At 59.4% G+C, this 26,854-nt stretch carries 21 protein-coding genes, 1 tRNA gene, 4 pseudogenes and 2 other annotated features; of the genes and pseudogenes, 13 read left to right on the top strand and 13 right to left on the bottom strand.

Annotated features, from left to right (window positions below):
- Window positions 1-22: 22 nt before the first annotated feature.
- From tilS to KS03_RS31895, 6 genes are all read left to right on the top strand, one after another.
- A complete protein-coding gene (gene tilS, locus KS03_RS28115; RefSeq protein WP_015876314.1) occupies window positions 23-1,462 on the top strand; it encodes a tRNA lysidine(34) synthetase TilS in 1,440 nt (479 codons plus the stop codon).
- Window positions 1,463-1,808: 346 nt separating this feature from the next.
- On the top strand, window positions 1,809-3,059 hold the full coding sequence (locus tag KS03_RS28110) for an aspartate kinase (protein WP_017432558.1): 1,251 nt from the start codon (window positions 1,809-1,811) through the stop codon (window positions 3,057-3,059).
- Between the two features lie 132 nt (window positions 3,060-3,191).
- Window positions 3,192-3,285: transfer RNA gene (locus KS03_RS28105), tRNA-Ser, on the top strand.
- Window positions 3,286-3,388: 103 nt separating this feature from the next.
- Window positions 3,389-4,762 carry a site-specific integrase gene (locus KS03_RS28100; RefSeq protein ID WP_017432559.1) on the top strand — a complete coding sequence of 458 codons (1,374 nt, stop codon included), beginning with the start codon at window positions 3,389-3,391 and terminating at the stop codon, window positions 4,760-4,762.
- A 47-nt stretch (window positions 4,763-4,809) separates the two neighbouring features.
- Window positions 4,810-6,047, top strand: a protein-coding gene (locus tag KS03_RS28090; RefSeq protein ID WP_085962428.1) for an IS3-like element IS1416 family transposase whose coding sequence is annotated in 2 segments (ribosomal slippage) — window positions 4,810-5,101 and window positions 5,101-6,047 — 1,239 coding nt in all. Because the reading frame shifts where the segments join, the coding sequence is not laid out codon by codon here.
- Window positions 5,091-5,207, top strand: a sequence feature (AL1L pseudoknot). (Overlaps the previous gene by 117 nt.)
- Before the next feature lie 219 nt (window positions 6,048-6,266).
- On the top strand, window positions 6,267-6,962 hold the full coding sequence (locus KS03_RS31895) for a hypothetical protein (RefSeq protein WP_127913931.1): 696 nt from the start codon (window positions 6,267-6,269) through the stop codon (window positions 6,960-6,962).
- A gap of 30 nt (window positions 6,963-6,992) precedes the next feature.
- On the opposite strand, the gene KS03_RS30650 is transcribed toward KS03_RS31895, so the two are convergent.
- The 3 genes from KS03_RS30650 to KS03_RS31885 form a co-directional block, all read right to left on the bottom strand.
- Window positions 6,993-7,454 (bottom strand): ankyrin repeat domain-containing protein, encoded by a 462-nt coding sequence (locus tag KS03_RS30650; RefSeq protein ID WP_158335157.1) that lies wholly within the window; start codon window positions 7,452-7,454, stop codon window positions 6,993-6,995.
- Window positions 7,455-7,507: 53 nt separating this feature from the next.
- Complete coding sequence (locus tag KS03_RS31890) at window positions 7,508-7,891, bottom strand: hypothetical protein (protein ID WP_127913932.1); 384 nt, start codon at window positions 7,889-7,891, stop codon at window positions 7,508-7,510.
- A gap of 159 nt (window positions 7,892-8,050) precedes the next feature.
- Window positions 8,051-8,446, bottom strand: a complete 396-nt coding sequence (locus KS03_RS31885) for a hypothetical protein (protein ID WP_127913933.1) — start codon at window positions 8,444-8,446, stop codon at window positions 8,051-8,053.
- 377 nt (window positions 8,447-8,823) lie between these two features.
- Here KS03_RS31885 and KS03_RS28085 point away from each other — a divergent pair, with 377 nt between their 5' ends.
- Together KS03_RS28085 and KS03_RS28080 are read left to right on the top strand one after the other, a co-directional pair.
- Window positions 8,824-9,150, top strand: a complete 327-nt coding sequence (locus KS03_RS28085) for a hypothetical protein (RefSeq protein ID WP_035979995.1) — start codon at window positions 8,824-8,826, stop codon at window positions 9,148-9,150.
- Window positions 9,147-11,171, top strand: a complete 2,025-nt coding sequence (locus KS03_RS28080) for an AAA family ATPase (protein ID WP_045678930.1) — start codon at window positions 9,147-9,149, stop codon at window positions 11,169-11,171. Before KS03_RS28085 ends, KS03_RS28080 begins: the two co-directional genes overlap by 4 nt.
- Here the strand turns inward: KS03_RS28080 and tnpC are convergent.
- Window positions 11,152-12,738 (bottom strand): IS66 family transposase, encoded by a 1,587-nt coding sequence (gene tnpC / locus KS03_RS28075; RefSeq protein WP_012732733.1) that lies wholly within the window; start codon window positions 12,736-12,738, stop codon window positions 11,152-11,154. The two genes, KS03_RS28080 and tnpC, sit on opposite strands and share 20 nt — an antisense overlap.
- Window positions 12,739-12,837: 99 nt before the next feature.
- Complete coding sequence (gene tnpB / locus KS03_RS28070; RefSeq protein ID WP_012732734.1) at window positions 12,838-13,191, bottom strand: IS66 family insertion sequence element accessory protein TnpB; 354 nt, start codon at window positions 13,189-13,191, stop codon at window positions 12,838-12,840.
- A gap of 119 nt (window positions 13,192-13,310) precedes the next feature.
- Between tnpB and KS03_RS28065 the strand changes: the two genes are divergently transcribed.
- Window positions 13,311-14,357, top strand: coding sequence for an IS481 family transposase (locus tag KS03_RS28065; RefSeq protein ID WP_015877383.1), 1,047 nt, complete (start codon window positions 13,311-13,313; stop codon window positions 14,355-14,357).
- Window positions 14,358-14,412: 55 nt separating this feature from the next.
- Here KS03_RS28065 and tnpA read toward each other — a convergent pair whose 3' ends face one another.
- From tnpA to KS03_RS28035, 7 genes and pseudogenes are all read right to left on the bottom strand, one after another.
- Window positions 14,413-14,868 carry an IS66-like element accessory protein TnpA gene (gene tnpA, locus KS03_RS28060; protein WP_012732735.1) on the bottom strand — a complete coding sequence of 152 codons (456 nt, stop codon included), beginning with the start codon at window positions 14,866-14,868 and terminating at the stop codon, window positions 14,413-14,415.
- A gap of 211 nt (window positions 14,869-15,079) precedes the next feature.
- A pseudogene (locus KS03_RS33025) lies at window positions 15,080-15,650 on the bottom strand (integrase core domain-containing protein); the annotation flags it as partial.
- A 13-nt stretch (window positions 15,651-15,663) separates the two neighbouring features.
- Window positions 15,664-16,481 (bottom strand): IS5-like element ISBugl2 family transposase gene (locus KS03_RS30645; protein WP_085962362.1). Its coding sequence is split into 2 segments (ribosomal slippage): window positions 15,664-16,133 and window positions 16,133-16,481, totalling 819 coding nucleotides; the frame shifts between segments, so codons are not numbered across the junction.
- Window positions 16,482-16,598: 117 nt separating this feature from the next.
- A pseudogene (locus KS03_RS28050) lies at window positions 16,599-16,793 on the bottom strand (transposase); the annotation flags it as partial.
- A 120-nt stretch (window positions 16,794-16,913) separates the two neighbouring features.
- Complete coding sequence (locus KS03_RS28045) at window positions 16,914-17,717, bottom strand: phytanoyl-CoA dioxygenase family protein (protein ID WP_015876294.1); 804 nt, start codon at window positions 17,715-17,717, stop codon at window positions 16,914-16,916.
- A gap of 8 nt (window positions 17,718-17,725) precedes the next feature.
- On the bottom strand, window positions 17,726-18,304 hold the full coding sequence (locus tag KS03_RS28040; protein WP_015876293.1) for a class I SAM-dependent methyltransferase: 579 nt from the start codon (window positions 18,302-18,304) through the stop codon (window positions 17,726-17,728).
- Between the two features lie 49 nt (window positions 18,305-18,353).
- Entirely contained in the window at window positions 18,354-18,644 is a 291-nt protein-coding gene (locus KS03_RS28035) for a tetratricopeptide repeat protein (protein WP_230674514.1), read from the bottom strand.
- Between the two features lie 266 nt (window positions 18,645-18,910).
- Here KS03_RS28035 and KS03_RS33020 point away from each other — a divergent pair.
- The 3 genes and pseudogenes from KS03_RS33020 to KS03_RS28020 form a co-directional block, all read left to right on the top strand.
- Window positions 18,911-19,405 (top strand): annotated as a pseudogene (locus tag KS03_RS33020) (transposase); the annotation flags it as partial.
- Window positions 19,192-19,308 (top strand) — a sequence feature (AL1L pseudoknot). (Overlaps the previous pseudogene by 117 nt.)
- A gap of 1,001 nt (window positions 19,406-20,406) precedes the next feature.
- Window positions 20,407-21,183 (top strand): helix-turn-helix transcriptional regulator, encoded by a 777-nt coding sequence (locus KS03_RS28025; RefSeq protein ID WP_230674513.1) that lies wholly within the window; start codon window positions 20,407-20,409, stop codon window positions 21,181-21,183.
- 12 nt (window positions 21,184-21,195) lie between these two features.
- Complete coding sequence (locus KS03_RS28020) at window positions 21,196-21,444, top strand: hypothetical protein (RefSeq protein ID WP_017425184.1); 249 nt, start codon at window positions 21,196-21,198, stop codon at window positions 21,442-21,444.
- 114 nt (window positions 21,445-21,558) lie between these two features.
- Here KS03_RS28020 and KS03_RS28015 read toward each other — a convergent pair whose 3' ends face one another.
- Window positions 21,559-22,605, bottom strand: a complete 1,047-nt coding sequence (locus tag KS03_RS28015; protein ID WP_015877383.1) for an IS481 family transposase — start codon at window positions 22,603-22,605, stop codon at window positions 21,559-21,561.
- A 233-nt stretch (window positions 22,606-22,838) separates the two neighbouring features.
- On the opposite strand from KS03_RS28015, the pseudogene KS03_RS28010 reads away from it, so the two are divergent.
- Window positions 22,839-26,780: pseudogene (locus tag KS03_RS28010) on the top strand (DUF3683 domain-containing protein); the annotation flags it as partial.
- Between the last annotated feature and the right edge of the window lie 74 nt (window positions 26,781-26,854).

Below are 26,854 nucleotides of genomic sequence, written 5' to 3'. Positions count from 1 at the left end.
GCCGCGCGCAAGCGTGCCGCCGATGATTTCTCCGCATGAGACTGCCGCGGACCGCGTCGTGCTCGACGCGGTCCGCGGCGCTTTGGACGCGCTGCCCGAGGCCGCCACGATCGCGATCGCGTACAGCGGCGGGCTCGACTCGTCGGTGCTGCTCGACGCGGCCGTGCGCGTGGCCGGCGCCGCGCGCTGCGTGGCGCTGCATGTCCACCACGGGCTGAGCCCCAACGCCGATGCCTGGCTCGCGCATGCCGCGGCGTGCGCGGCCGCGCTTGGCGTGTGCTTCGATGCACAACGCGTCGAGGTGCCGCGCGAGAGCGGGCTCGGCGTCGAGGCGAGCGCGCGCGAGCTTCGCTATCGCGCGCTCGACGCGCTGGGCGAGCGCCACGGCGCGCAGGCGCTGTGGATCGCGCAACACGCCGACGACCAGGCCGAAACGGTGCTGCTGCAATTGCTGCGCGGCGCGGGGCTGGCCGGCATCGCCGCGATGGCGCCGCGCTACCTGCCCGACGGCGCGACGATCGTGCGCATGCGTCCGCTGCTGTCGCTGTTGCGCGCGCAGCTCGAACGCTACGCCGAGGCGCGCGCGCTGCGCTGGATCGACGACGAGTCGAATGCCGACACGCGTTATGCGCGCAATGCGCTGCGTGCGCGAGTCCTGCCCGAACTCGCCGTCCACTTTCCCGGATTCCGTGACGCGCTGGCGCGTACCGCCCAACATGCGGCCGCCGCGCAGCGGCTGCTCGACGTGCTCGCGGCCGACGATCTCGCCGGCGCGACGCGCGACGACGGCCGCGTGCTCTCGCGCGAGCGCCTGCTCGGCTTCGACGACGAACGCGGCGCGAACCTGCTGCGCCACTGGATGCGCACGCTCGGCCTGCCCGGCGCCTCGGCCGCACGGCTCGCCGAGATGATCAAGCAGCTGCGCGCCGCGCAGGTCTCGCATGCCTTGCGTATCGATCACGCAGGGCAATGCCTGCGGCTCTATCGCGACGACGTGTACTGGGAAGCTGGCGACAGCGCTGATCCGGCCGACGACGACAGCGCGCCCGAGCGTCCGCTCGCGCGGCTCGAGTGGGCGGGGCAGGAGGTCTGGCATCTGCCGGCGTGGCGCGGCAGCTTCGTGTTCCGGCCGGTCGACGCGGCGCCGGCCGCGGCAGCCGGCGCCAGCGATCTGGTCGCCGAGGCCGTGCTGGCGGGCGCGCCGCTCGTGGCGCGCGCACGGGCCGGCGGCGAGCGGATGCGAATGTCGCCGGGCGGGCCGTCGCGCACCCTCAAGAATCTGTTCCAGGAGCGCGGCGTGCCGGCGTGGCAGCGGGACGTTCCGCTGCTGCATGTCGGCGAGACGCTGCTGTTCGTGCCGCGGCTCGGCGTCAATCGCGCGCCGGAGGCGGGCGGGGCGGGCGCCGGCGTGGCGGGTCCGTGCCGGCGCATCGAGTGGCGGCCCGATCTGCTGATTGCCTGACCATCGGTTTATAAAAAGGGTTCGAGCAATTCGCAAAACGACGGCCGAGTGCCGATTCGCGTAATAAAAAGCGACGGACCAGTTTCTGACAACTTGTCAAGCGAACCCCGATAGAGTACGCTCAAGCGTTTGCTCGGCTCGTTTTTTCGAGCGTTTTGTGCAGGTTTTCCGCGTAACGTACCCGGTTTGCGCGGCCTGATCCGCCTATCGGGCAAATCCGCCACGCCAGCACACTGTTTTCTCCGCCGCCTTTCCCGTCGTCCCCTGCCACAAGCCGCGAGACCGAACGGTGGCGCGGCTTGCGGCGCAGTGTATCTGCGCGGTCAATTTCCAGTTCAGAACGACAATGTCACTCATCGTACATAAATACGGCGGCACCTCGATGGGCTCGGTCGAGCGCATCAAGAACGTCGCGAAACGCGTCGCGAAATGGCATCGGGCCGGCCACCAGATGGTGGTCGTGCCGTCGGCGATGTCCGGCGAAACGAACCGCCTGCTCGGTCTCGCGAAAGAGATCTCGAGCCGGCCCGATCCGCGCGAACTCGACATGATCGCGTCGACGGGCGAGCAGGTCAGCGTCGGTCTGCTGTCGATCGCGTTGCAGGAACTCGGCATTCCCGCCGTCAGCTACGCGGGCTGGCAGGTGCCGATCAAGACCGACGATGCATACACGAAGGCGCGCATTCAGTCGATCGACGACGAGCGCGTGAAGCGCGACCTCGCGGCGGGCAAGGTGGTGATGATCACCGGCTTCCAGGGCGTGGACCCGGCCGGCAACATCACCACGCTCGGCCGCGGCGGCTCGGACACCTCGGCGGTCGCGGTGGCCGCGGCGCTGCAGGCCGAGGAATGCCTGATCTACACCGATGTCGATGGCGTCTACACCACCGATCCGCGCGTGGTGGACGGCGCGCGCCGCCTGGACTACGTGACTTTCGAGGAGATGCTGGAAATGGCCAGCCTCGGCTCGAAGGTGCTGCAGATCCGCTCGGTCGAATTCGCCGGCAAGTACCGTGTGAAGACGCGTGTGCTGTCTAGCCTGACCGATCCCCTCATCGCTCTCGACGAAGAAATGAAGTCGGGCACCCTGATTACTTTTGAAGAAGACGAGACCATGGAAAAGGCAGTCATTTCCGGCATCGCATTTCAGCGCGACGAAGCGCGCATCGTGGTGATGGGCGTGCCCGACAAGCCCGGTATCGCCTATCAGATCCTTGGCCCGGTGGCCGACGCGAACATCGATGTCGACATGATCATCCAGAACCAGAGCGTGGCCGGCAAGACCGACTTCACGTTCACGGTCGGCCGTGGCGACTACCAGCGCGCGATGGAGATCCTGACCAACCAGGTCAAGGGTCACGTCAACGCCGAGCAGGTGCTGGGCGATCCGAAGGTGTCGAAGGTGTCGGTGGTCGGCGTCGGCATGCGCTCGCACGTCGGCGTGGCGAGCACGGCGTTCCGCACGCTGTCGGAAGAGGGCATCAACATCCAGATGATCTCGACCTCCGAAATCAAGATCTCGATCCTGATCGACGAGAAGTACATGGAACTCGCGGTACGCGCGCTGCACAAGGCGTTCGAACTCGATCAGGCGTAAGCGGCGCGAATTACCGCCGGATTCGTGGCCGCGGCGGCGCGAAAAAGCGTGCCGAAACATTTGACCTTCGTGCCGGGGCCATATAGAATCTTGTTCTCGTCGCGCTGCCTCCCTGGCGCGAGCGAAAGTTTGGGAGACGTGGCCGAGAGGTCGAAGGCACTCCCCTGCTAAGGGAGCATCTGGGCCAAAACCTGGATCGAGGGTTCGAATCCCTCCGTCTCCGCCAAAAGCGGGTAAGCCCCTGATTTTTCTAGGAAAATCAGGGGCTTTTTCTTTGTCCGTCTCTTGCGGTGTCACTCGTAGGGGTACCTCTTCCTCAGGAAGAGACCTTGAAACTGTCCACCCGCATCGCTCAATCGCGTCACGGCGTTTACTACTACCGTCACCAGTTCACGGTAGCTGGCAAGCGCTGCGAAAAGCGGTTCTCACTGCGCACAAAGCACCCAGCCATCGCCAAGAACAAGGCGCTGTTGGTTTCCGCTATCCTTGTAGCGAACCGAACCGGGGTGTACATGAGTGAGCCAAACGACGAGTCCATAGAGAACATCCTCAAGCGCATCGATGCCGATGCGCGCAATTTGGAGATCGTCTATAGCTCGCCAGATGGTCGCAACATCACCATGAAGGCAGATCCCAACGTGCCGGGTGACTTGGATGCCCTCATGCGAGCTTCTGAGGCGTTTTGGAATAGTGAGCTTGGGCAATCGTTCAAGCATGCGCGAGAAACCGGTGCGGCGGCACAACCTGCCGCGCCAGCGCAGCCCGTTCCGGCAGTTCCTGCCCAAGTTATCATCCAGACTCCTCAGGTAAGCATCTCGGAGCCTTCCAAGCCTGTTCCTGCCGGTCTGACAGTGCAGGAAGCGATCAGCCGCTTTGCGACCCGTCACGGGGCTAAACTCGCACCCAAGACGCTCTACGAGTATCGACAGCACCAACTGCATTTCCAAAGCTGGCTCGCCACGCGCAAGAGCACGGAGCACTATCCGATCCGCGATGTGATACGCGAGGACATTGCCGTTTGGATTGATGACCTGCTGGCAAAGGGAATCACGCATTCCACCGTCCAGCAAAAATATCTTCGTCCCGTCTCTGGTTTATTCGAACTGGCGCAGTCCATGGGTTCCTTCCCTGAGGGGGTGCAATTTCCATCCCGTGGGCACAAGCTGTTCACCAAGAAGGATGCGAAGAAGGTGAGGGATAAGAATGGCTACAAGCCGTTCACCGACGAGGATTTGAAGGTCATCTTCGATTCCGCTGCCTATCTGGTACAGAAAAACCCAACGGACTACTGGCTTCCATTGCTCGGTCTGTTCACTGGCGGGCGCATCAATGAGCTTTGTCAGCTTCTGATTCAGGACGTGAGGAAGGTCGGCGAGATTTGGGCGATCTCGATCACCGATGACGACGAGTGCCAGCGCCTCAAGACGCCTGCAGCAAAACGCACGATCCCGATCCATCCCCAGCTCATCAAACTGGGCTTTCTGGATTTCGTTGCGGACATGAAACCGTTTGGCGGGATGCTGTTCCCTTATCTGACTGCCAACAAGTTTGGGAACTTCAGCGAAACGCCTAGCGAGCGCTGGGGTGATTATCTGGACAAGGTTGGTATCGCTGACAGGAAGAAGGTATTCCACTCATTCCGGTCGACTTCCAACAACCGCCTCAAGCAAAACGGGGTTCCTGAGGAAACGCGCTGCCAGTGAACCGCACCGAATTTTGTGGAGGCTCGGATTCTTGAGAGAATGGAGCCATGAACAAGAAGGCAACCAAGTTTTCCCCGGAAGTCCGGGGGCGCGCAGTGCGTCTGGTACGTGAGCAGCGTAGCGAACATCCGTCGATGTGGGCGGCGGTCGAATCGATTGCGCCGATGATCGGCTGTACGCCGCAGACGCTGCTGGATTGGGTCAAGCGCGAGGAGATCGATCGTGGGGAACGTGATGGCGTGAGCACGGCCGAGCGTGAACGCATCAAGGCCCTGGAGCGTGAGGTCAAGGAACTGCGCCGTACCAACGAGATTCTCAAGCTGGCGAGCGCGTTTTTCGCCCAGGCGGAGCTCGACCGCCGATTCAAGTCCTGAAAGCCTTCGTTGATCAGCATCGCGACACCTTCGGGGTCGAGCCGATCTGCAAGGTCTTGCGGATTGCCCCGTCGGGCTACCGACGCCATGCTGCGCGGCTTCGTGATCCGTCCAAACGCTGCGCTCGTGCCAAACGCGATGAGGTCCTGCAACCCGAGATCAAGCGTGTCTGGCAGGCCAACATGCAGGTCTACGGTGTGCCGAAGGTCTGGAAGCAGATGAACCGGGAGGGCATTGTGGTCGCACGCTGCACGGTCGGGCGGCTGATGAAGCTGCAGGGCTTGCGTGGCGCAGTTCGCGGCAAGCGGGTTCGCACGACGAATCCCGATACGAGCGCTGCGCGCCCGCTGGACCGGGTCAACCGGCAGTTCAAGGCTGAGCGCCCAAATCAGCTTTGGGTGTCTGACTTCACCTATGTCTCGACATGGCAGGGTTGGCTGTACGTGGCGTTCGTGATCGACGTGTTTGCCCGTCGCATCGTCGGTTGGCGCGTCAGTTCGTCGATGAGCACGGACTTCGTTCTGGATGCGCTCGAACAGGCGCTGTACGCGCGCCAACCGGGCGACGATGGGACCTTGATACACCACTCCGATAGGGGGGCTCAATACGTCAGCATTCGGTACAGCGAACGTTTGGCCGAGGCGGGTATCGAGCCGTCCGTCGGCAGCCGTGGCGACAGCTACGATAACGCGCTGGCTGAAACGATCAACGGTCTCTACAAGACTGAACTGATTCATCGGCGCGCCCCTTGGAAAACGAGGGAATCCGTCGAACTGGCAACGCTGGAATGGGTCGCCTGGTACAACCATCATCGGCTGATGGAACCGCTCGGCTATATCCCGCCTGCCGAAGCTGAGGCAAACTACTACAGGCAACTCAGAAATGCTGCTGAAGTGCCTGCATTAACTTAAACCAACCGGCCTCCACGATTCCCGGTGCGGTTCACCAGTTCATTGGTCATGAGCATGACACGGTGAATTCCAAGGCGTATTCGGAAGAACATAGCGTGGCGTATCTCTTGGAGAATGTTGCCGGGAAATTAAGCTACAACATCGACTTTGAGAGAATTCCGTACCCACGGGATCTCATCGTGACAACGACAAAGCAAAAGCTTATCGTGAAGTTGAAGCGTGAGCGTCATCAAGAGGCTGCTGAGAAGCGTAAGATGGAAGGCATTAAATAAAAATTGTGGGGTCACTATGTATATCAGCAGGAAAGACGCAGGGGAATTGATTTTTCAGCATCGTCAGGATGCTATTGCGGACGTTCGTGGGGAGGCTGATTTTCTTCTTGCCTTACTTGATGGTGATGATTGGTCACTTGTCATAAAATCGCATGCTCTTATTGAGTCGCTTGTTACCGAGTTGATTGTTTCAAAGATCGATCAGCCGACTATGAAGTCTTTCATCGAGAGGTTGCCGCTTTCTGATAATGAAATAGGGAAAATTCGAATAGCAAAGGATTATGGCATCCTCAGTGCTGGGCAACGATCATTTCTGAAGAATTTTTCCGAGCTACGTAATAGGCTGGTTCACAGGGTCGAAAATATAAACTTCAAATTTTTGGAGTATGTTGCAAATCTAGATAAGAATCAGAAAAAATCGTGGCAGGAAGCCTATACATGGTTTGAGCGGGAGGGCGATGAAGGTAAGGAGTCGGTGTGGAGTGCTGCCGCCATTGACAACCCGCGATGGGCAGTATTTATGTCAGTCTTCATGTTCGTCATTTTTAATCGCCTTAGCATATCTGAATTTGATGGCGTGAGGAAACTTGAGTTGGCGTCCAAGGAAACAATGAAACGACTATTTGGTGGTGACTCTAAATAAGTCGATCTAATGTTCCTTAAGGCGGGCGATTCAGATTTTCCTCTTCGAGGTGCTTGCCTCATGCTGGGGAAGCGCTTCGCTGAGGTGCTGATGTAGATCATGGGCTTGTTTGTATGCCATAGCCCAATCTCTCACATCATCTTTGCCGCGTTCGATTGCAATGTTGACATCAGCGCCTTGCTCTATCAGATACTGAACTGCTTGCAGATAACCATGAGCTGACGCGAGGGAAATTGCCTTGTCACCCTCCGCATGTACATCCGCGCCTTTTTCGATAAGATACCTCATTACATCGACTTGACCGCCACAAGCTGCGGTTTTCAGTAAAGCATCGTCATTCTGTCTCAGGTTGCAGCCTAGCGACTCATAATGCTTGACCTTGCCAAGATCTCCTGATTGGGCGAAAAAGAACAGGCGATCCTCCATTTCGCCCATCTCATCAACGAGATTCATCACAGCGCCGATATTACCCTCATCGCAGAACTTCTCCATATCTGCTTCTATTTCTCGCATCGTTCTGTCTCTTATTTTCGATGGGTGTGGCATCATGCTTTGTCCCCTTGTGGTGGAAAATTGGATGGAATGGATTGGGGGAGCGGTGGAGCAGGTTTGGATGCGGCTGCGGATTTCCGCTCAAGTGCCTTTTTTACTTGCTCGTGAAAGGCGTCAACCTTCTTCAAATCTATCAAGCCAGCGGCTTTCCACTTGGCGGCGATGCGAGCCAGCTTCTTGCCGTTCACTTTATCTAAACCCTTAAGCCCCAAGATGCGATTTGTCTCGTCTGCAGTTTTATCCCAACTGAAGCCGAGGCGCTTAATTGATAAGATTTGCACCAGGTGCTCATCCATGTGGCTGACCGTCTTGCTATTGTCTGCTTTGATTTTTGCTGCTACTAATTCAGCAGCCCAGTTGATGTTTTTCTCTGCCATGACTTGTTTCCTTTTTGTTATTATCTATTTACGATAGCGGAATATCGTCGGTTGTCAACTCTGGTGGAAGCCTCCTAAGCTTAAAAAGCTGAATGCGCGGCGGGAAGAGGTGGGTGGAGAATAGGGAATAAAAAAGCACCTCGAAAGGTGCTTGGATGTTTAGGGTTTGAGCTTCGGTAGTGGTGTCTGAGAGCTTCTCGATTTTTGGATTTCTCGGATCATCTCGTCTATACTCATATTCGATGTCGTCAAGCAATTGTGAATCCATTCCAACTCTTCCTCGGTTAGCTCACCAATTCTGGTAGCAATCACTGCGATAACATTTTTTCGCTGCCTTTCAGCGAGAATGAGATCTGCTACCACATACCACGGAAGCTCGATGGCGCAGAGTTGCTTGATTTTCTCTTTTTCGGGCGGTGTCACAGTTTCATGAGGGAAGAGCCCATCTTGGACTTTTTGGATAGCCTTTTGGGTGCATTTCATAAGCGTTATAAACCTCTTTATCCCATGGATTAGGTTGTGTACAGAGTCAAGCGCATTTTTGAGCCAATTCATATTCTACTCCAGGTGTGTGACATACATCTACAACATGGGTCAGCTTTGTCAAGGCACAAATCATCGTTGCATGTGGGTTGTTGCGATGAAGTCGGGTGAGCGCTGAAAGCAATGTTTGGTGGTAAAGGTGTGGCGAAAGATGAAGAAAAAATAAAAAACAGAAAATAACTAAGCACACACGGATAAGGGTTGCTTCGCAACCTTATCCAAAACTCAAAATCTTCAACGCCCCGCCAAGCCACGTCCGTGGCTAATCTCAAATAATTTCGGCTATCGTTACTCTTACGCCGGGAAGGTAGGTGACCTCCGAGCTGAATTGACTTTTTTGGTTTTTCGGCCAAAATGAATGAGAGGTGGCCAAATAATAAGGATAATAAATGGCGATAAAAACATACAAGCTAAGCCCTGAAATCGAAGAGGCAGCAAAGGCTGGTGGCTTCCCATCGGTCAACCAGTACGTGAAGCACTTAATGCAATTTCATCGAGAGGCTCAGCAGGAGCAGGACGATACGATGGTGAAAATTTTTAATCGCACCATTGCTTTTCTTGAGCTGGAGCGCATGACCATGCACAGGACCGCCGAGGCATTGCATCTGCTGCTGAAAAAGACCGACATCGATCTGCAGTTGACCGAGCAGGAGCGCGAGTACCTGCGCTTTGCCATAGACGACAGCCTCAAGCGCGGGGCGTGGGGGCCAAAATGATCAACGTGGAGTGGCGCACCGTTGCTCAGGGCTTCGACTACAAGCGATACCTTCAGCGCCAGGTGCAAGATGTGCTGGACGATGGTGCTGGCGTGGAAGGCAGCAAGATGGGGTACTACGCCAAGGCTGGTGAATTCACCGGAGCGGATCTGACTTACATCCGTGGCGGCATCGCGGATCGCCTCGGCCTGACTGGCCCTGCCGACATGGACAAGCTCGCGGAAATTTCGGAAGCCGAGCTTGGCAACCATCCCTTGCTCGGGGAGCGCAAAACGCGCGACAAGATAACGCGCACCATTCCCCATCCCGAAACTGGGAAGCTCATCCAGATCACGCGGACGGACATCGAGCGTGGCTTTGTCGTATATAGGGATGTGGAAATCCCCATCGATCTAGCCAAGGTTGAGGAGAGCGTGATCGGCAACCAGCGCACCTCGCTTGAGCTTGTCTATTCGGTCGACAAGTCCTTTTCCTACCTGTTCTTCTCCGACCTGCTGACTGCGGACCAGAAGAAGACATTCCAGCAAATCTTCTTCGACGCCGTGAAGGAGATCCAGGTAGACGTCGTCCAGAAGATGATTGTGGACTACGTGGGGCAGCGTGGCGAAATCATGGAATACGGGTTCATGCATCTCGACAATCGTGAGCAAGATCCGCATGTACACGCCCACGTGAACACGTCCAACATCATTCGCCTGCCGGATGGCTCTATCCGTGTCATCGAGGCGCGCGAGCTTTTCCAACGTGGATGCGCCGAGCGCATTGATGCTCAGTTCAAAGCTCTTTTTGCCAAGAAGTTCCAGCAGGCGTTTCCTGATATTCCATTGGAGTCCTACGATCATGACTTGCAGGAGATCAATCCAAAATTCGCTGCTGATGTGAAGGACATGCGCGTAGCCTTCGACAAGCGCGCCACCGACATCATCCGCAGCAAGTACAAAGTCGCTGCCAAAATCAAGGAGGAGATCGACCGTGACAAGAGGGATCTCTATGAGCGTACCCAGCAGAAGATTGCGGATCTGATAGCGCAGGAGCAAGCGGGCGCGCTTTCCAAGGATGAAGTCCTGGCCCGCGTCATCGACGTCAACAAGGACTATGAGGCGCAGTACGGCTTTCTGAATTCAGGTCGCTACAACAAGCAGGTGCAGCGCCGCCTCAAGAACAAAAAGCAGGTCGTGTCTTTGCACGAACAGCAAAGCCAGCTTGTCGCCAAAGTGAGTGAGCTAAACCTGACCTTGAAGCTATCATCCGATGCCGTACTTTATCGCCAGCACGATAAGGAGCGCATCGTTGAGCTGCTTACCAACAAGAATCCGAAGTTCACGCGCAACGATCTCATCCGCGAGTTTGCCAAGTACATAGGGCTGGGCATCGAAGCCGAATTTGTCGCTGACAAGTTCTTGCGTGAGCAGGAGGACATCTTTGCCTTGCCCTGCAACCCCAACGAGCAACCAGTGTTCACGTTGAAGTCTCTGGCTCGACTGGAGAACCAGAACGTCGAAATCTTTGCAGGGCTGACCAGCTATAGCCATCAGCGCTTCGATCTCGCAGACTACTTTCGCGAGTTGGAAGCTGGTGGCATCAGGCTCAAGGACGAGCAGAAAGCGTTTGTCCAAAACGTCTTCAATGGCAATGGCGCGTCGCTCGTTGTTGGGCTACCAGGTACGGGCAAGTCATTTGCGATGAAATATGCCGTTCAATTTGCTCGCCAGCAGAGCTATCGCACCATCGGCCTGGCACCTACGGGCAAGGTGGCGTCTGCCGTGGCCGCAGACACCAATCCGGACTACGCCGGTACGATTGATAAATTCCTGCTGGAAATCGAGGCGGGTACGCTCGAATTAGGCCCAAAAGACATGGTTTTTGTCGATGAGGCGGGGATGGTAGGGACGAGGCACTACGCGAAGCTTTTGAGCGCCGTACAGGCCTCTGGTGCGAAGCTGGGTAAGCGCTCAATTCGCCACACGTTGACGGTCGGGCCGAAGCTATGCGCTCGATCGATCAAGGCGGCGGCGGTGTAGCCGTTTGCCGTTTCGCGAAGTTGAACGGCAGCAAGTCCGTGATGTCGGCATCCGGGGCTCGCTGAGGCAGTTCGGTGAGCACATGAAGCAGGTAGGCATACGGCTCGACGTTGCATGCGCGGCACGTGAGCATGAGACTGTAGACCATTGCGCTCGCCTTCGCGCCAGCGACCGTGTCGCTGAACAGCCAAGATTTGCGGCCTGTGCAGAAGGGCCTGATGTCGCGTTCGATAACGTTATTGTCGATTGGGGCGCGGCCGTCGATGACGTAGCGGCTCAGATACTCCCATTGATTGCGCGTATAGCTGATCGCCTTGCCCAGCAGACTTTCGGGCAACACGTGTGGCGCCTGCTCGTCCAGCCAGGTCTTGAATGCAGTGAGCAACGGCACGCTATGTTCCTGGCGTAATCGGTACGTGTAATCGTCGCGGGTTTCTCCTTCGGGCAGACCGCCCTTGGCGAGCGTCTCGACCTGATACAACGCCTTGAAGTACTCAAGAGCCTGTGCCGCACGCCCACCGGGCTTCTTCTGACCTTTGAGCGCATCGACGAACGCCCTACGGGCGTGGGCAAGGCAGCCCAAGTGCGTCGCTGCGTCGAGCGTGCGCCACGCAGCGTAGCCGTCACTCATCAGCATGCCCGTGTATCCGGCCAGGAACGCTTGCGGATACTCTTGGCCGCGCCCTGGCTGGTAGTCGAACAGCACCACCGGCTGCTCGCATTGCTCGGCACTGCGATAGACCCACATATACGAGGTGCTTTGCGCGGTCTTGCCCGGTTCTTTGAGAACCTGCACCGTCGTCTCGTCGCCGTGAATCAACTGTTGCGATAGCAGCGTTTGGCGCAAGGCCTCGTACAGTCGGCTGTAGTGCAGTTGAGCGGGCCGGATGATCCAGTTGGCCAGCGTGCCGCGGCCCACCGCGATGTTCGCGCGCGAGAGCGCATCCTCCATGCGGTATAGCGGCGTGCCATCGACATATTTGCCCGCCGTCACGGTGGCGATGAGCGCTGCGCTCGCATTGCTGCCCGGCAGCGGCTGCGCCGGCATCGGGGCGGTCACGATCGGCGTGCTCTCGGCATTGCGCTCGCAGTGGCGACATGCGTACTTGAAGCGAACGTGCTGCAGCACAGAGGCTTTCACTTCGAAGTGCAGTTGCTCGCTGACTTCTTCGCCCATGCGATGCATCGCGCTGCGGCAGCAGGGGCAGACCTTCTCATCGTCGGGTAGATCGTATTCAATGCGCTGGCGCGGCAGCTCGGCCGGCAACGGTTTGCGGCCTCGCTTGCCCCGCTCTGGCTCATCGGGTGCGGGCAGCCCTGTGTCCGGCAACGCGAACGCGTCGTCGTCGGGGTCCTCCGATGGCGCTGCCGCAGCCATCTGCTCGGCCTCGTCGAATACGCGGTCCTTCAGCTTCTCGCTGCTCGGTGCGAAGCGTTTGCTCTGCGCCAAGCGGAACTGCTCCTCCAACTGGGCGATGCGTTCGCCTAGTTGTCGGTTGCGCGCCTCCAGTTCTCGGATATAGGCCTGAGCGGCCGACGGCAATTGCGAGAAGTCATGTTCGTCCATGCCGCTCACCATACCGGAGCGGCGCGCCCAGTGGGTTTACGGAAATGGGCAACAACCGTCGCGCGCGTTGTTTACCGACAACATCAGTTGGCGCCGCCTTCAACTCGCATGACGATACCGGCGCGCCGGGTGTCGCTGCATGGCGTCGATATCGATGCCGTCGAGCAGCCAGTGAAGCTGCTCGGTCGTCAACTCGATCACCGCTTGCTCTCGGTGGGGCCAGACGAAGTGGTCCGCTTCAAGACGCTTTAACATGAGCCAGAAGCCGGTGCGCTCATACAGCAGCAGCTTGACCCGATTGCGCTTGCGATTGCGGAACGCGAATATCGCTCGCGCGAACGGATCGAGCTGTAACGACTGCTCGACCAGCATCACGAGGCTGTTGATGCCGGCTCGGAAATCAATCGCATCGCGGTGCAAGTAGACCCGCAATTCGGCGTCGAGCCGAAACATTAGCTGTAGAAGTTCAGACTTGATCTGACAGTAAGGCCTTGCCAAGAGGCGGGGTTACCCGTTTTGATAGAGGTGCGAATCTTCATCAAAACAGCGCGCAAGCGCCAAGGAGTAACCCCGTGAGTAGTCTCAACCAAAATGTCATCCGCCACAAGATCGGTCTGCTGAATCTGGCCGCCGAGCTGGGCAACGTGTCGAAAGCCTGCAAGGTGATGGGGCTGTCGCGCGATACGTTCTACCGCTATCAGAACGCCGTGGCCGAGGGCGGCGTCGATGCCCTGTTCGACAGCAATCGGCGCAAGCCGAATCCCAAGAATCGAGTCGATGAAGCGACGGAAATCGCCGTGCTGGCCTATGCCATCGAGCAGCCCGCCCACGGGCAGGTTCGGGTCAGCAACGAATTACGCCGGCGCGGCATTTTCGTGTCTGCATCCGGCGTTCGTTCGATCTGGCTGCGTCACGCGTTGTCGTCCTTCAAGCTGAGGCTCGTGGCGCTGGAGAAGCAGGTCGCTGAAAAAGGCATCGTGCTGAGCGAGGACCAGGTGGCCGCGCTGGAAAGAAAGCAGGACGACGATGTGGCTCATGGCGAAATCGAAACCGCTCATCCCGGCTATCTGGGCTCGCAGGACACGTTCTACGTGGGCACGATCAAGGGCGTAGGCCGGATTTACCAGCAGACCTTCGTCGACACCTACAGCAAAGTGGCGATGGCCAAGCTGTACACGACCAAGACGCCGATCACGGCGGCCGATCTGCTCAATGACCGGGTGTTGCCGTTCTTCGAGGAGCACGGCATGGGTGTGATCCGCATGCTGACCGATCGAGGCACGGAGTATTGCGGCAAGCCGGAATCGCACGATTATCAGCTGTACCTGGCGCTGAACGACATCGAGCACACCAAAACCAAGGCGCGACATCCGCAGACCAATGGCATCTGCGAGCGGTTCCATAAAACCATCCTGCAGGAGTTTTATCAGGTCGCGTTCCGCCACAAGCTCTATCTGACGCTGGCGGAACTGCAGGTCGATCTCGATACTTGGCTGATGTACTACAACGGCGAGCGAACGCATCAAGGTAAGATGTGTTGTGGTCGCACGCCTTTGCAGACGCTCATCGCGGGCAAGGAGGTGTGGAAGGAGAAAGTGAGCCACCTGAATCTGATCTGACAGTCACGCACCGTCGGAACGGGTAACTGTCAGATCGGGTCGCGACTTCTACACATTAGCGCACTCCCAATGCTTCGATCATCGCTCGCACGAGGGCGGCATCGTGCGCTGCGCATTCGAGTCGCAGCGTCACGCCATTGGGCAACTGCGCCGAAAGTCGAGCCTGCACGGCGGAGCTTATCGAGTGGTTCTTCTTCGGCGATTCAGGCGCGGGTGCGCGCTGCGCCACGGACATCACGTCGTTGACGGTCACGACCGGTACGAATGCCGATGGCGCCGGCTTACGAGTTGTCGTCAGCGCAGTCCCGCTCGTACGCTCGCGCAAGTGAATCCATTTATGCAGTTGGTTCGCGTTGACGCCGGCCTTCAGCGCAAGTCCGGCAATCGACGCACCTGGCTGCATACAGGCCTCGATCAGCTTGCGCTTACCCTCTGGATCAAAGCGTCGCTTGCCGGTGGCGGTCACGCCCGTCACCCGCAGCGGAAAGAAATCAACTTCGTTCTCTGTCATAGGTTGCGTCCGCAAGTTGTGGTTGCGGACGCAAGCCTGCGCGCATTCATCCGGGAATTCTAGGTGCGCTTAAATTCGCGCTTACTCAAGGTAAGATGTGTTGTGGTCGCACGCCTTTGCAAACGCTCATCGCGGGCAAGGAGGTGTGGAAGGAGAAAGTGAGCCACCTGAATCTGATCTGACAGTCACGCACCGTCGGAACGGGTAACTGTCAGATCGGGTCGCGACTTCTACACATGAGCCGCTGTTTCGGCGTCATGCCGCCAAGGCCCATGTTCGGACGCTCGTGATTGTATTGCCACATCCATTCGGTTGCGAAGTGCCTTACGTGTGCGAGGTCGTCCCAGTAGTACTGCGATAACCATTCATAGCGCACTGTCCGGTTGAATCGCGCTACGTAGGCGTTCTGTTGCGGCTGGCCAGGCTGATGTAGTTCAATGCGATTCCCTGTCTGGCAGCCCACTGCATGATCGCATCACTCCAATACTCCGGGCCGTTATCGCACCGTATCGCCAGCGGCTGCCCCGCCAGCCGATGATCGGCTCCAGGGCCCGGATGACACGCGCCGAGGGCAACGAGAAGTCGATCCCGATGCTCAACGCTTCGCGGTTAAAGTCGTCGATCACGTTGAACAGCCGAATACTGCGGCCATCCTTCAACTGATCGTGCATGAGGTCCATCGACCGCACCGCATTGACCGACGCCGGCACGATCAGCGGCTCCGGCGCCTGTCGCACAAGCCGTTTGCGAGGCTTGATGAGCAGGTTCAGCTCCGGTTCTCGCTAAGAGGCCAGTTCAAAAACCCTGCTCAGCTCGTCTGAAGATGTTCCAACAGATGATCGAGCAGCCAAGTTTGAGGAATGCTTCGTGAATGTAGGCACTTCGCTCGAAGCGAGTGCGTAGGCGCCGGAAATTGTGGAGCCAGGAATGCGTACGTTCGACCACCCAACGATACTTGCCCAGACCACTGCCATGCTCGGTCCGGCGCTTGGCGATCACGGGCTTGATACCGCGTTCGCGCAACGCGCGACGATGTCGGGTGGAATCGTAGCCGCGATCGGCGTAGACGACGCCGGGCTTCTGAAGCGGTCGGCCACGAACGCCGCGAATGGGTGGAATCGCATCAACGAGCGGCAGCAACTGCGTGACGTCGTTGGTGTTCGCGCCAGTCAGGATCGCAACGAGAGGAACGCCGTTGGCGTCTACGAGGACGTGGTGCTTGGAACCGGGTCGCGCGCGATCGGTGGGGTTCGGGCCAGTTTTTCGCCCGCCCCAACGGCGCGCACGGACGACGAATCGACCGCAGCGTATGACAGATCGATTTGGCCGGCCGCACGCAACTTGTCGAGTAGCAACTCGTGCAGTTGGTCCCATACACCAGCCTTTTGCCAGTCGCTCAATCGCCGCCAGCATGTGGCGCCCGAGCCAAAGCCCAGACGAGTCGGCAAGTGGTTCCAACGAATTCCCGTTTTGAACACGAACAGGATGCCGTTGAGAGCCGCACGGTCGGACACGCGCGGGCGACCAGGATCGCTCTTCGCTCGAAGCTTCGCAGGTGGCAGCAATGGTTCGATCAGTATCCACAGTTCGTCGTCAATGATTGGCGCTTCCATCCTTGGACTTCCGTTGTTCTGATGCCCAAGGTTAACAGCTTGCCGAGGAAGTAAACAGCCCCTCTCGGGAGTTTTTGAACTGGCCTCTAAGTCGGGTACACGCGCTTATGGTTCCCGCCGAAGCCCTTTACATTCCAACTCCTTCATCCGCGCCATCAGCGACGCGTCCATCCCGCCTTACTTGCTCCGCCAGTTGTAGAAGGTCGCCGTGCTAACGCCCAACTCCCGACAAATCTCCGGCACCGCCACCCCAGCTTCCGCGCGCTCGAGCGCTTCCATGATCTGGCTATCCGTGAACTTCGGCTTCTTCATTGCGTAGAATTCCCTTTGCTGAAAATTCTACTTCTGATCCCACCTACCGGACGGGAGAATTGCCATGAACGCCGAGCGTGCTACGAGCACTGTGTCTGCGCTGCGCAGCAACGTCCGTGATCAACTGGCGACGGCGGCGCGCTCTTTCTCGTACTTGATGAGTTTCAGGACGCGCGAATTGACGAAGTAGCGAATGTAGTTGACCGGCGAATAGAAAATGTCCGTCTGCCATTCACCACACAGCAGATCCTTTCCGGTGGGATCGTCGGCGGGCTGCACGATGGTGTCGGCCATGATGCGGTCGATGCCGGACACGTTCGGACCGGACTCGTGCCACAACGCGCTATTCATGATGACGAAGTCGCCCGGATTCAGTTCGGGCGTGACCTTGGGCCACTTGAACTCAAAGCTGTCTGGGTTGATCTCGCCCGCATCGCCTAGCACGCCGAGTTTATGCGAACCCGCGTAGAACGACATGCCGCCGTTATCCGCGTTCACTATGCTTAGCGGCACGAACATGCTGCACTTGTTCAGGTTACCGAGGTGATAGCAGCTGTCCTGATGCAGGAACACTTTGTTCGGGCTGAATTTGTCCTTGATCACGAAACGATGGTTATACAGCGCGACGTGATCCCCAAAAATCTGCTTGAACGTCTCGGCAAAAACCGGCTCCTTGTACATGGAGGCGAGCTTTGGCGGCAACTGCTCGTTCAGGGAAACCGGATTCGCCTTGTTGACGTCGCGCCCCTCGGCCAATTGCGTGTCGTAGAACGCCTGCCATTCGGCCTGCCACGCCTGCACGACGGACTGCGGAATCGCGTCGCGCATTACGAACACGCCGGTCTCTTTGAAAACGTTCAAATTGAAAATCTGCGAATCGATCTGTTCGATGGCCGCTTCGACCGATGCCAAAGTATTTTTCATATGCTTGATCAGATGAAACGGAATGTCAGTTCGTTGTCTGGTGTGTTCTTGAACTTGTTGCACTTCGCGAGCACGTTGTATTTCAACGGAAAGAGCTCACGCTCCGGCGACTCCAGAATGTCGATCTCCACGATGTCGAAGTCACGCAGCAGCACGTTCCAGCCGTGTTCGGTAATGCGCCAGCAATCCGGCGAAGGGCCGTGAATGCGCCAGTTCAACGGCGCGGAAATCATCAGATGGCCTTCATGTTTCAGAATGCGGCGGATTTCCTTGATCGTGTCGAACGGGTTCAGCGTGTGTTCGATCACGTCCATGCACACCACCACGTCGTATGCGCTATCCGGGATGGCAGCATTGACTTTGGTGATATCGCCAATGATCGTTGGCTTGTAGGTGCCGACCACGTCGAATGTGTCCACGCTGAAATTCGTGAAACACTGGCGCACGAGCGAGCGGTCCTGCGGGCCCACTTCAAGCAGTTTGCCGGTGCATTCCGTGAGCCGGTCGGCGGTGCGCCGAACGAACGCGTCCATGTGTGCCCGCGTGAGCGGGAAGGTGTCGTTATCGAATTTGGATGGCGTCGCCATGGGGGAATTCTCGCAGGAGTGCTGGTTTCAATTGACAGTGCCGGTTGGTCTAGACGGTCCAGTATTGACCGTTGTGCGGACGCAGTCCGAGGCACTGCTCGAAAAGCGGCAATGCGTCGGCCGTGCGATCCCTTTGGCCAAGCAGCACATCGAGGTTGTAAATGACGTCGGCGTGGTGCGGCTTCGCGCCGAGCATGGCGCGATACAGCGCGAGCGCGTCGTCGAATTCGCCCTTGTGATGGTGGCCGAGCACTGTCTGTAATACGAGCGCAATATCCTGCCCAAGCTGTTGCTCGGGCGTCAGCGGGGCGACAAGCGGCTGCTCGTACAGAAGAGTCATGATCTCGGCGCAAATGTTCCTTGGCGTAAATTGTGCGACTAGGCAGGTCTTTCCGATGCGTGGAGATGACGGTGAAAAAGCCGCCTGTTTAGCGTATGCGCCAGCGTCGCGGGACGCCGGAACGGACGAAAACGGGTTCATCGCAGGACTGCATGGAGCACCGGCGGGCATTTTGGGAATCTGACGTCTTTTCAACGAGGCGTTGGCGGACGATGTGAATCTCCCCGGAGATTGAGGGAGGCTCCAACTCTTGAGAGGGCGGAGCCGTGCACAAGAAATTGAGCAAATTTTCTGCTGAAATCCGCGAACGTGCAGTCCGCCTGGTGCAAGAGCAGCGTAGCTAGCATCCGCCGCTGTTGGCGCCGGGCGAGTCAATTGCGCCGATGATCGACTGCACGCCGCAAACGCTGAACGATTGGGTCAAGCGCGACGAGATCGATAACGGCGAACGCCACGGCCTGACCACCAACGAGCGTGAGCGCCTGAAGGCGTTGGAGCGCGAGAACAAGGAATTGCGCAAGACCAACGAGATTCTCAAGCTGGTCCGCGCGTTGTTCAGCCAGGCCGAACTCGACCGCCGTTTCAAGCCCTGAAGCCTTCATCGATCAACAATCGCGACACCTGCGGAGGCGAGTCGATCTGCAAAGTCTTGCGGATTGTCCCTTCGAGTTACTGGCGCCATGTTGCTCGGCTCGGGTGAACCATCGCAGCGCTGCGCCCGAGCCAAGCGTGATGATGCGCCGTGCCCGGAAATCCAGCGCGCCTTGGGACGATTCACGCTGACCGTAGCGTTCCTTGATCGGTAAGCCCGCCCCCGCCTCGTGCGGGAAACCATCGGTCTGCTCTTCGGTGAATCGTTTCTTCATGCCCAATCTCCTGCCTCTGCAATGGAACGCTGAAGCATTGTGTTACGCGGGGGCGGGGAGACGTCGCTGACGCGCCAATATGCCTGCAGCCGGCAATCCGCATGGCGCGTTTCACGCTCGAAATCTTCTGCGCGCGAAGCTCCCAAGATTCCAAGGAATAGATTAAATAATCCGCCAGATTGTTCGGCGCGGTTATTTTGCAAAAAGCTGAACAATCTCGACTTTGGCAACACTGAAAGAAATGAAAGATTTTTGGCCTGCCAACCCGATTCATGGCAGCCGAGACGTCCGATGAGGCAACCGGAGAAGTCGAGAAAAGCAGAGGTAGCGGTATGTTTGACGACGATGGGTGCGTATTTCGTGAAAATTCTCGACGTAATTCAATCGAAAGAAACATTACATATTTCTGCGGAATGATGTTGTTTGCGGTGAGGATTCGGATATACTTGCGCAACTTTAGAACCGTTACCACATCCACGAATGAAATCCAATCGGCCGCACATCTAAACAATCGTAGGAAGAAAAGTGGAATGTGAAGTCGATATGACGTGCATCGATGAAGCATCGTGCCGTGTCGGCTGATGGCATGAGGTCATTCTAAAATCACTCATGCATAAATAATTAATATTTTAATCATTCAAAAATTCATTTTTGAATGGAGGCCTGGTTTTTCGCGAATTCGATTGATCCCTAAATATATGAGGACAGTCGACGAGATGAGAAGCATGTTTCGGGGCGCCGCTGTCCGCTGCATTGAGTGCCGAAGTGTGGCGGGAAGCAGGAAATCACCGCCACTTGCCGGCTCGCGGCTGTCGTCGCGTGCTCGGCAAGCCTGAGACGGGCTGCTGCGCCTGCCGTTGCTCACATGTCACGCATTTTTGTTAGGGGGTCGTCAAGTGACTTTTGCTCGCGTTATCGGCGATATTCTTCGCCCCAACGGCTTGACGGAAGGTTTCGATCAACTGGCTGAAAAGATCAGGAAGGTGATTCCGTTCGACAGGTGCCTGATCCTGCACGAGGGCCGTGGCGATACGCGGCCGCACGGGCTGATTTATCGCTACGGGACGCTCGTCAATCTCGCGGACGCCCGGCGGGGCGTGACGCTGTTCGGGTCCACGCTCGACATCGACCGATACCTCGATTGCTTTGCCTTGTCCGACCAGCAGGATCACACGTATCGCTGGCGCGATCTCGATACCGACAGGTCGTCGCTGCATGCGTCGGAGGCCGATGTCGCATCGTACATGCGCGGGCAGGGCATCGTGGCCTGCATCGGTGCCTCGTCTGGCGACCCCGCCGCGATCCGCACGGTGCTGCAGCTGAAATGCGAGGACGAGTCGCTGCACTCGGCCCTGATCCTGAGTTTCATCGCCATGCATCTGCATGCGGCGCTGACGCAGAAGATCCCGGATCGCAGCCATGGCGAGGCGCGAATGCCCGCGGCCGAGACGGATGGTGTGGGAAGCGCCGACGGCGAGGGGTTTCAATTCACCAGGAAGGAGTCCGAAGTCGTCAAGTGGGTCGTCGAAGGCAAGACTGCTTGGGAAATCGGGCGAATCCTGTGCATGTCGGAGCGCACGGTCAAGTTTCATCTGACCAACGTATACGAAAAGCTGCGTGTCACCAACCGCGCGCAGGCGGTGGCGAAAGTCAGCCGTCTGGGCCTGATCTAGGAGAGTCGAGATATGTCGTTCAAGGAAAAGATTGGAGCGTTCGTGGCGCGCCATGGGTTGACGTACAAGGCCTATGTTCTGTCGATCCTGTTCATGCCGCCCGCTGCGCTCTACATCGCGTGGAAGCGGCCCGGGCTGCCGGTGCCGGGCCGCGTGCTGCTCGGCGTGACCGGCGTGCTTGCGCCGCCGCTGATCGGCGTGCTGACGGCCGTGATCGCGAAGCGCGCATTCGATGTGATCCACGCGGTCGTGGTGGGCTAGTCCGATGCGGTTTCGAACATGTCGTCTCGGCCTGAAGGTTGAAGATTGCCTCGCGATCATCTGTAGAAGTCGCGACCCGATCTGACAGTTACCCGTTCCGACGGTGCGTGACTGTCAGATCAGATTCAGGTGGCTCACTTTCTCCTTCCACACCTCCTTGCCCGCGATGAGCGTCTGCAAAGGCGTGCGACCACAACACATCTTACCTTGATGCGTTCGCTCGCCGTTGTAGTACATCAGCCAAGTATCGAGATCGACCTGCAGTTCCGCCAGCGTCAGATAGAGCTTGTGGCGGAACGCGACCTGATAAAACTCCTGCAGGATGGTTTTATGGAACCGCTCGCAGATGCCATTGGTCTGCGGATGTCGCGCCTTGGTTTTGGTGTGCTCGATGTCGTTCAGCGCCAGGTACAGCTGATAATCGTGCGATTCCGGCTTGCCGCAATACTCCGTGCCTCGATCGGTCAGCATGCGGATCACACCCATGCCGTGCTCCTCGAAGAACGGCAACACCCGGTCATTGAGCAGATCGGCCGCCGTGATCGGCGTCTTGGTCGTGTACAGCTTGGCCATCGCCACTTTGCTGTAGGTGTCGACGAAGGTCTGCTGGTAAATCCGGCCTACGCCCTTGATCGTGCCCACGTAGAACGTGTCCTGCGAGCCCAGATAGCCGGGATGAGCGGTTTCGATTTCGCCATGAGCCACATCGTCGTCCTGCTTTCTTTCCAGCGCGGCCACCTGGTCCTCGCTCAGCACGATGCCTTTTTCAGCGACCTGCTTCTCCAGCGCCACGAGCCTCAGCTTGAAGGACGACAACGCGTGACGCAGCCAGATCGAACGAACGCCGGATGCAGACACGAAAATGCCGCGCCGGCGTAATTCGTTGCTGACCCGAACCTGCCCGTGGGCGGGCTGCTCGATGGCATAGGCCAGCACGGCGATTTCCGTCGCTTCATCGACTCGATTCTTGGGATTCGGCTTGCGCCGATTGCTGTCGAACAGGGCATCGACGCCGCCCTCGGCCACGGCGTTCTGATAGCGGTAGAACGTATCGCGCGACAGCCCCATCACCTTGCAGGCTTTCGACACGTTGCCCAGCTCGGCGGCCAGATTCAGCAGACCGATCTTGTGGCGGATGACATTTTGGTTGAGACTACTCACGGGGTTACTCCTTGGCGCTTGCGCGCTGTTTTGATGAAGATTCGCACCTCTATCAAAACGGGTAACCCCGCCTCTTGGCAAGGCCTTACTGTCAGATCAAGTCTGAACTTCTACAGATCATCTTGTGTCCGGTTGCGTAACCTCTTGTTTCGTCGATCCCCATGAACGCCCGACAACCCCTGTCCTACCTGCTCGATCGCGTCTGGGATTTCGACGGAGTACACCGGCCGTCGCGCGACATACCGTATAACTACACCTCGTTTGCCGATCGCGAGATCGTCCTTCGTCTGCTGGACGAGCGGGCCTGGCACCTGTTCGATGTATTGCGCGGCGAACATCGCGCGAGCCGGGCGATCCGCATGCTGTACGAAGTGCTCGGCGACATCTGGGTGGTGCGTCGCAACCCGTACCTGCAGGACGACCTGCTCGACAACCCGAAGCGGCGCCAGATGCTGGTGGACGCGCTGAACCACCGGCTCGCCGAGATCGACAAGCGGCGCCAGGCCGACCTCAGCACGCACGACGACGACGCGGGCCACGACCGCGCCTCGCGCGTGGCGCTGCTGACGGTGGCCGCGCGCGGCGCGGTCGACGCGTTCGCGCGCGAGTTCGAGCAGATGGCCGAGCTGCGCCGCCGCGCCACCAAGGCGCTCGGCCGCTGCACGCAGAAGGACAACATCCGCTTCGACGGGCTGGCGCGCGTCTCGCACGTGACCGACGCCACCGACTGGCGCGTCGAATACCCGTTCGTGATCCTCACGCCCGACACCGAGGCGGAGATCGCCGCGCTCGTGAAAGCCTGCATCGAGCTGGGCCTGACCGTGATCCCGCGCGGCGGCGGCACCGGCTACACGGGCGGCGCGGTGCCGCTCACGCCGTTCTCGGCCGTGATCAACACCGAGAAGCTCGAGCAGCTCGGCGCGGTCGAGCTGACCGAGCTGCCCGGCGTCGCGCACAAGGTGCCGACCATCTTCTCCGGCGCGGGCGTCGTCACGCGCCGCGTGACCGAGGCGGCCGAGGCGGCCGGCTACGTGTTCGCGGTCGATCCGACCTCGCTCGACGCGTCGTGCATCGGCGGCAACGTGGCGATGAACGCGGGCGGCAAGAAGGCCGTGCTGTGGGGCACCGCGCTCGACAACCTGGCCTGGTGGCGGATGGTCGATCCGGACGGCAACTGGCTCGAGGTCACGCGCCAGGAGCACAATCAGGGCAAGATCCACGACGTCGCGCTCGCGCGCTTCGAGCTGAAATGGTTCGACGGCGCCCACGCGCCGGGCGAGAAGCTGATCAAGAGCGAGATGCTCGAGATCGAGGGCCGGCGCTTTCGCAAGGAAGGGCTCGGCAAGGACGTCACCGACAAGTTCCTGGCGGGCCTGCCGGGCGTGCAGAAGGAGGGCTGCGACGGGCTCATCACCTCGGCGCGCTGGATCTTGCACAAGATGCCCGCGCACACGCGCACCGTCTGCCTCGAATTCTTCGGCCAGGCGCGCGAGGCGATCCCGAGCATCGTCGAGATCAAGGACTACCTGTTCGAGACCTCGAAGCAGGGCGGCGCGATCCTCGCCGGCCTGGAGCATCTGGACGAGCGCTACCTGCGCGCGGTCGGCTATGCCACCAAGAGCAAGCGCAATGCGTTCCCGAAGATGGTGCTGATCGGCGACATCGTCGGCGACGACGCCGACGCGGTGGCCGCGGCCACCTCGGAGGTGATCCGGATGGCCAACGGCAAGAGCGGCGAGGGCTTCGTGGCGGTCAGCGCCGAGGCGCGCAAGCGCTTCTGGCTCGACCGCAGCCGCACCGCGGCGATCGCCAAGCACACCAACGCGTTCAAGATCAACGAAGACGTCGTGATCCCGCTGAACCGGATGGGCGAGTACACCGACGCGATCGAGCGCATCAACATCGAGCTGTCGATCAAGAACAAGCTGCAGCTGCTCGAGGCGCTCGAGGCGTTCTTCCGCACCGGGGACCTGCCGCTTGGCAAGAGCGACGACGCCAACGAGATCCCCAGCGCCGAACTGCTCGAGGACCGCGTCCAGCACGCGCTGGAACTGCTGCGCCAGGTGCGCGCGCGCTGGGAATTCCTGCGCGAGCGGCTCGACATGCCGCTGCGCGAGGCGCAGCACTACCTCGTGCAGCTCGGCCACGGGAAGCTCGCGGCGGGCTTCGCCGCGCGCGCCGACGCGCAGCCCGAGGCGACGGTATTCCACATCATGCAGGACCGCACGATCCGCGTGTCGTGGAAGCAGGAGCTGCGCGCGGAGCTGCGCGCGATCTTCAACGGCGGGGCGTTCAAGCCGATCCTCGACGAGGCGCAGGCGATCCACAAGCGGGTGCTGCGCGGGCGCGTGTTCGTGGCGCTGCACATGCACGCGGGCGACGGCAACGTCCACACCAATATTCCGGTCAATTCCGACAACTACGAGATGCTGCAGGACGCGCACGTCGCGGTGGCGCGCATCATGCGGATCGCGCGCTCGCTCGACGGCGTGATCTCGGGCGAGCACGGCATCGGCATCACCAAGCTCGAATTCCTGACCGAGGAGGAGCTGCGCGAATTCCGCGAGTACAAGCATCGCGTCGATCCGCACGGCCGCTTCAACCAGGGCAAGCTGATGGAGGGGGCGGACCTGCGCAACGCCTATACGCCGAGCTTCGGGCTGATGGGCTACGAGTCGCTGATCATGCAGCAGTCCGACATCGGCGCGATCGCCGAGTCGGTCAAGGACTGCCTGCGCTGCGGCAAGTGCAAGCCGGTCTGCGCGACGCACGTGCCGCGCGCGAACCTGCTGTACAGCCCGCGCAACAAGATACTGGCGACCTCGCTGCTGGTCGAGGCGTTCCTGTACGAGGAGCAGACGCGGCGCGGCGTGTCGATCCAGCACTGGGACGAGTTCAACGACGTGGCCGATCACTGCACGGTCTGCCACAAGTGCGCCACGCCGTGCCCGGTCAAGATCGACTTCGGCGACGTGACGATGAACATGCGCAACCTGCTGCGCAAGATGGGCAAGAAGAAGTTCAATCCGGGCCAGGCGGCGGGCATGTTCTTCCTGAACGCCACCAATGCGCGGACCATCAACGCCGCGCGCAGCGTGATGATGGGCGTGGGCTACAAGGCGCAGCGCCTGGCCAACGACCTGCTGAAGACGCTGGCCAGGAAGCAGACGGCGCGGCCGCCGGCGACCACCGGCAAGGCGCCGGTGGTCGAGCAGGTGATCCACTTCGTGAACAAGAAGATGCCGGGCAACCTGCCGAAGAAGACGGCGCGGGCGCTGCTGGACATCGAGGACAACAAGATCGTGCCGATCATCCGCAACCCGAAGACCACCTCGGTCGATTCGGAGGCGGTGTTCTACTTTCCGGGCTGCGGCTCGGAGCGGCTGTTCTCGCAGGTCGGTCTGGCCACGCAGGCGATGCTGTGGGAGGCCGGGGTGCAGACGGTGCTGCCGCCGGGCTACCTCTGCTGCGGGTATCCGCAGCGCGGCTCGGGGCAGTACGACAAGGCCGAGCAGATCGTCACCGACAACCGGGTGCTGTTCCACCGCGTGGCGAACACGCTGAATTATCTCGACATCAAGACGGTGGTGGTGTCGTGCGGCACCTGCTACGACCAGCTGGCCGGCTATGAATTCGACAAGATCTTCCCGGGCTGCCGGATCATCGACATCCACGAGTTCCTGCTCGAGAAGGGGATGAAACTGGAGGGGGTGACGGGCACGCGCTACATGTACCACGACCCGTGCCACACGCCGATCAAGACAATGGACCCGGTCAAGCTGGTCAACGAGCTGATGGGCGCGGAGCGGGACGGCTACCGGATCGCCAAGAACGACCGCTGCTGCGGGGAGTCGGGCACGCTGGCGGTCACGCGGCCGGACGTGTCGACGCAGATCCGCTTCCGCAAGGAGGAGGAGATCCGCAAGGGGGCGGCGCGGCTGCGCAACATTCCGGTGGTGTCGGGTGACGGCGCGGCCGTGGCGGGCCAGGCGGACGTGAAGATCCTGACGAGCTGCCCGTCGTGCCTGCAGGGGCTGTCGCGCTACAACGAGGATGCCGGCATCGAGGCCGACTACATCGTGGTCGAGATCGCGCGCAGCCTGCTGGGCGAGAACTGGATGGCCGACTATGTGGCGCGCGCCAACCACGGCGGGATCGAGCGCGTGCTGGTGTGAGCCTCGGGGCCGCCGGCAGCCAGGCGTGGACAGCATGGCGGCGGCACGCCCTCGACGAGGCGGATCGCGAGGGG

Origin of the sequence: Burkholderia glumae LMG 2196 = ATCC 33617, assembly GCF_000960995.1 — a bacterium.
Classification (GTDB): Bacteria; Pseudomonadota; Gammaproteobacteria; order Burkholderiales; family Burkholderiaceae; genus Burkholderia; species Burkholderia glumae.
The sequence above is the reverse complement of the archived record's forward strand: the minus strand, read 5'-3'. Positions and strand labels throughout refer to the sequence as shown.

Excerpts from the sequence above, each read along its gene's own strand:
- KS03_RS28040 (WP_015876293.1), bottom strand. The coding sequence starts at position 18,304 with ATGGCGACGCCATCCAAATTCGATAACGACACCTTCCCGCTCACGCGG.
- KS03_RS28020 (WP_017425184.1), top strand. The coding sequence starts at position 21,196 with ATGTCGTTCAAGGAAAAGATTGGAGCGTTCGTGGCGCGCCATGGGTTG.
- KS03_RS31885 (WP_127913933.1), bottom strand. The coding sequence starts at position 8,446 with ATGAATTGGCTCAAAAATGCGCTTGACTCTGTACACAACCTAATCCAT.
- KS03_RS28035 (WP_230674514.1), bottom strand. The coding sequence starts at position 18,644 with ATGACTCTTCTGTACGAGCAGCCGCTTGTCGCCCCGCTGACGCCCGAG.
- KS03_RS28080 (WP_045678930.1), top strand. The coding sequence starts at position 9,147 with ATGATCAACGTGGAGTGGCGCACCGTTGCTCAGGGCTTCGACTACAAG.
- KS03_RS28110 (WP_017432558.1), top strand. The coding sequence starts at position 1,809 with ATGTCACTCATCGTACATAAATACGGCGGCACCTCGATGGGCTCGGTC.
- tilS (WP_015876314.1), top strand. The coding sequence starts at position 23 with ATGATTTCTCCGCATGAGACTGCCGCGGACCGCGTCGTGCTCGACGCG.
- KS03_RS31890 (WP_127913932.1), bottom strand. The coding sequence starts at position 7,891 with ATGGCAGAGAAAAACATCAACTGGGCTGCTGAATTAGTAGCAGCAAAA.
- KS03_RS28045 (WP_015876294.1), bottom strand. The coding sequence starts at position 17,717 with ATGAAAAATACTTTGGCATCGGTCGAAGCGGCCATCGAACAGATCGAT.
- tnpC (WP_012732733.1), bottom strand. The coding sequence starts at position 12,738 with ATGGACGAACATGACTTCTCGCAATTGCCGTCGGCCGCTCAGGCCTAT.
- KS03_RS28085 (WP_035979995.1), top strand. The coding sequence starts at position 8,824 with ATGGCGATAAAAACATACAAGCTAAGCCCTGAAATCGAAGAGGCAGCA.
- tnpB (WP_012732734.1), bottom strand. The coding sequence starts at position 13,191 with ATGTTTCGGCTCGACGCCGAATTGCGGGTCTACTTGCACCGCGATGCG.
- tnpA (WP_012732735.1), bottom strand. The coding sequence starts at position 14,868 with ATGACAGAGAACGAAGTTGATTTCTTTCCGCTGCGGGTGACGGGCGTG.
- KS03_RS30650 (WP_158335157.1), bottom strand. The coding sequence starts at position 7,454 with ATGGAGAAGTTCTGCGATGAGGGTAATATCGGCGCTGTGATGAATCTC.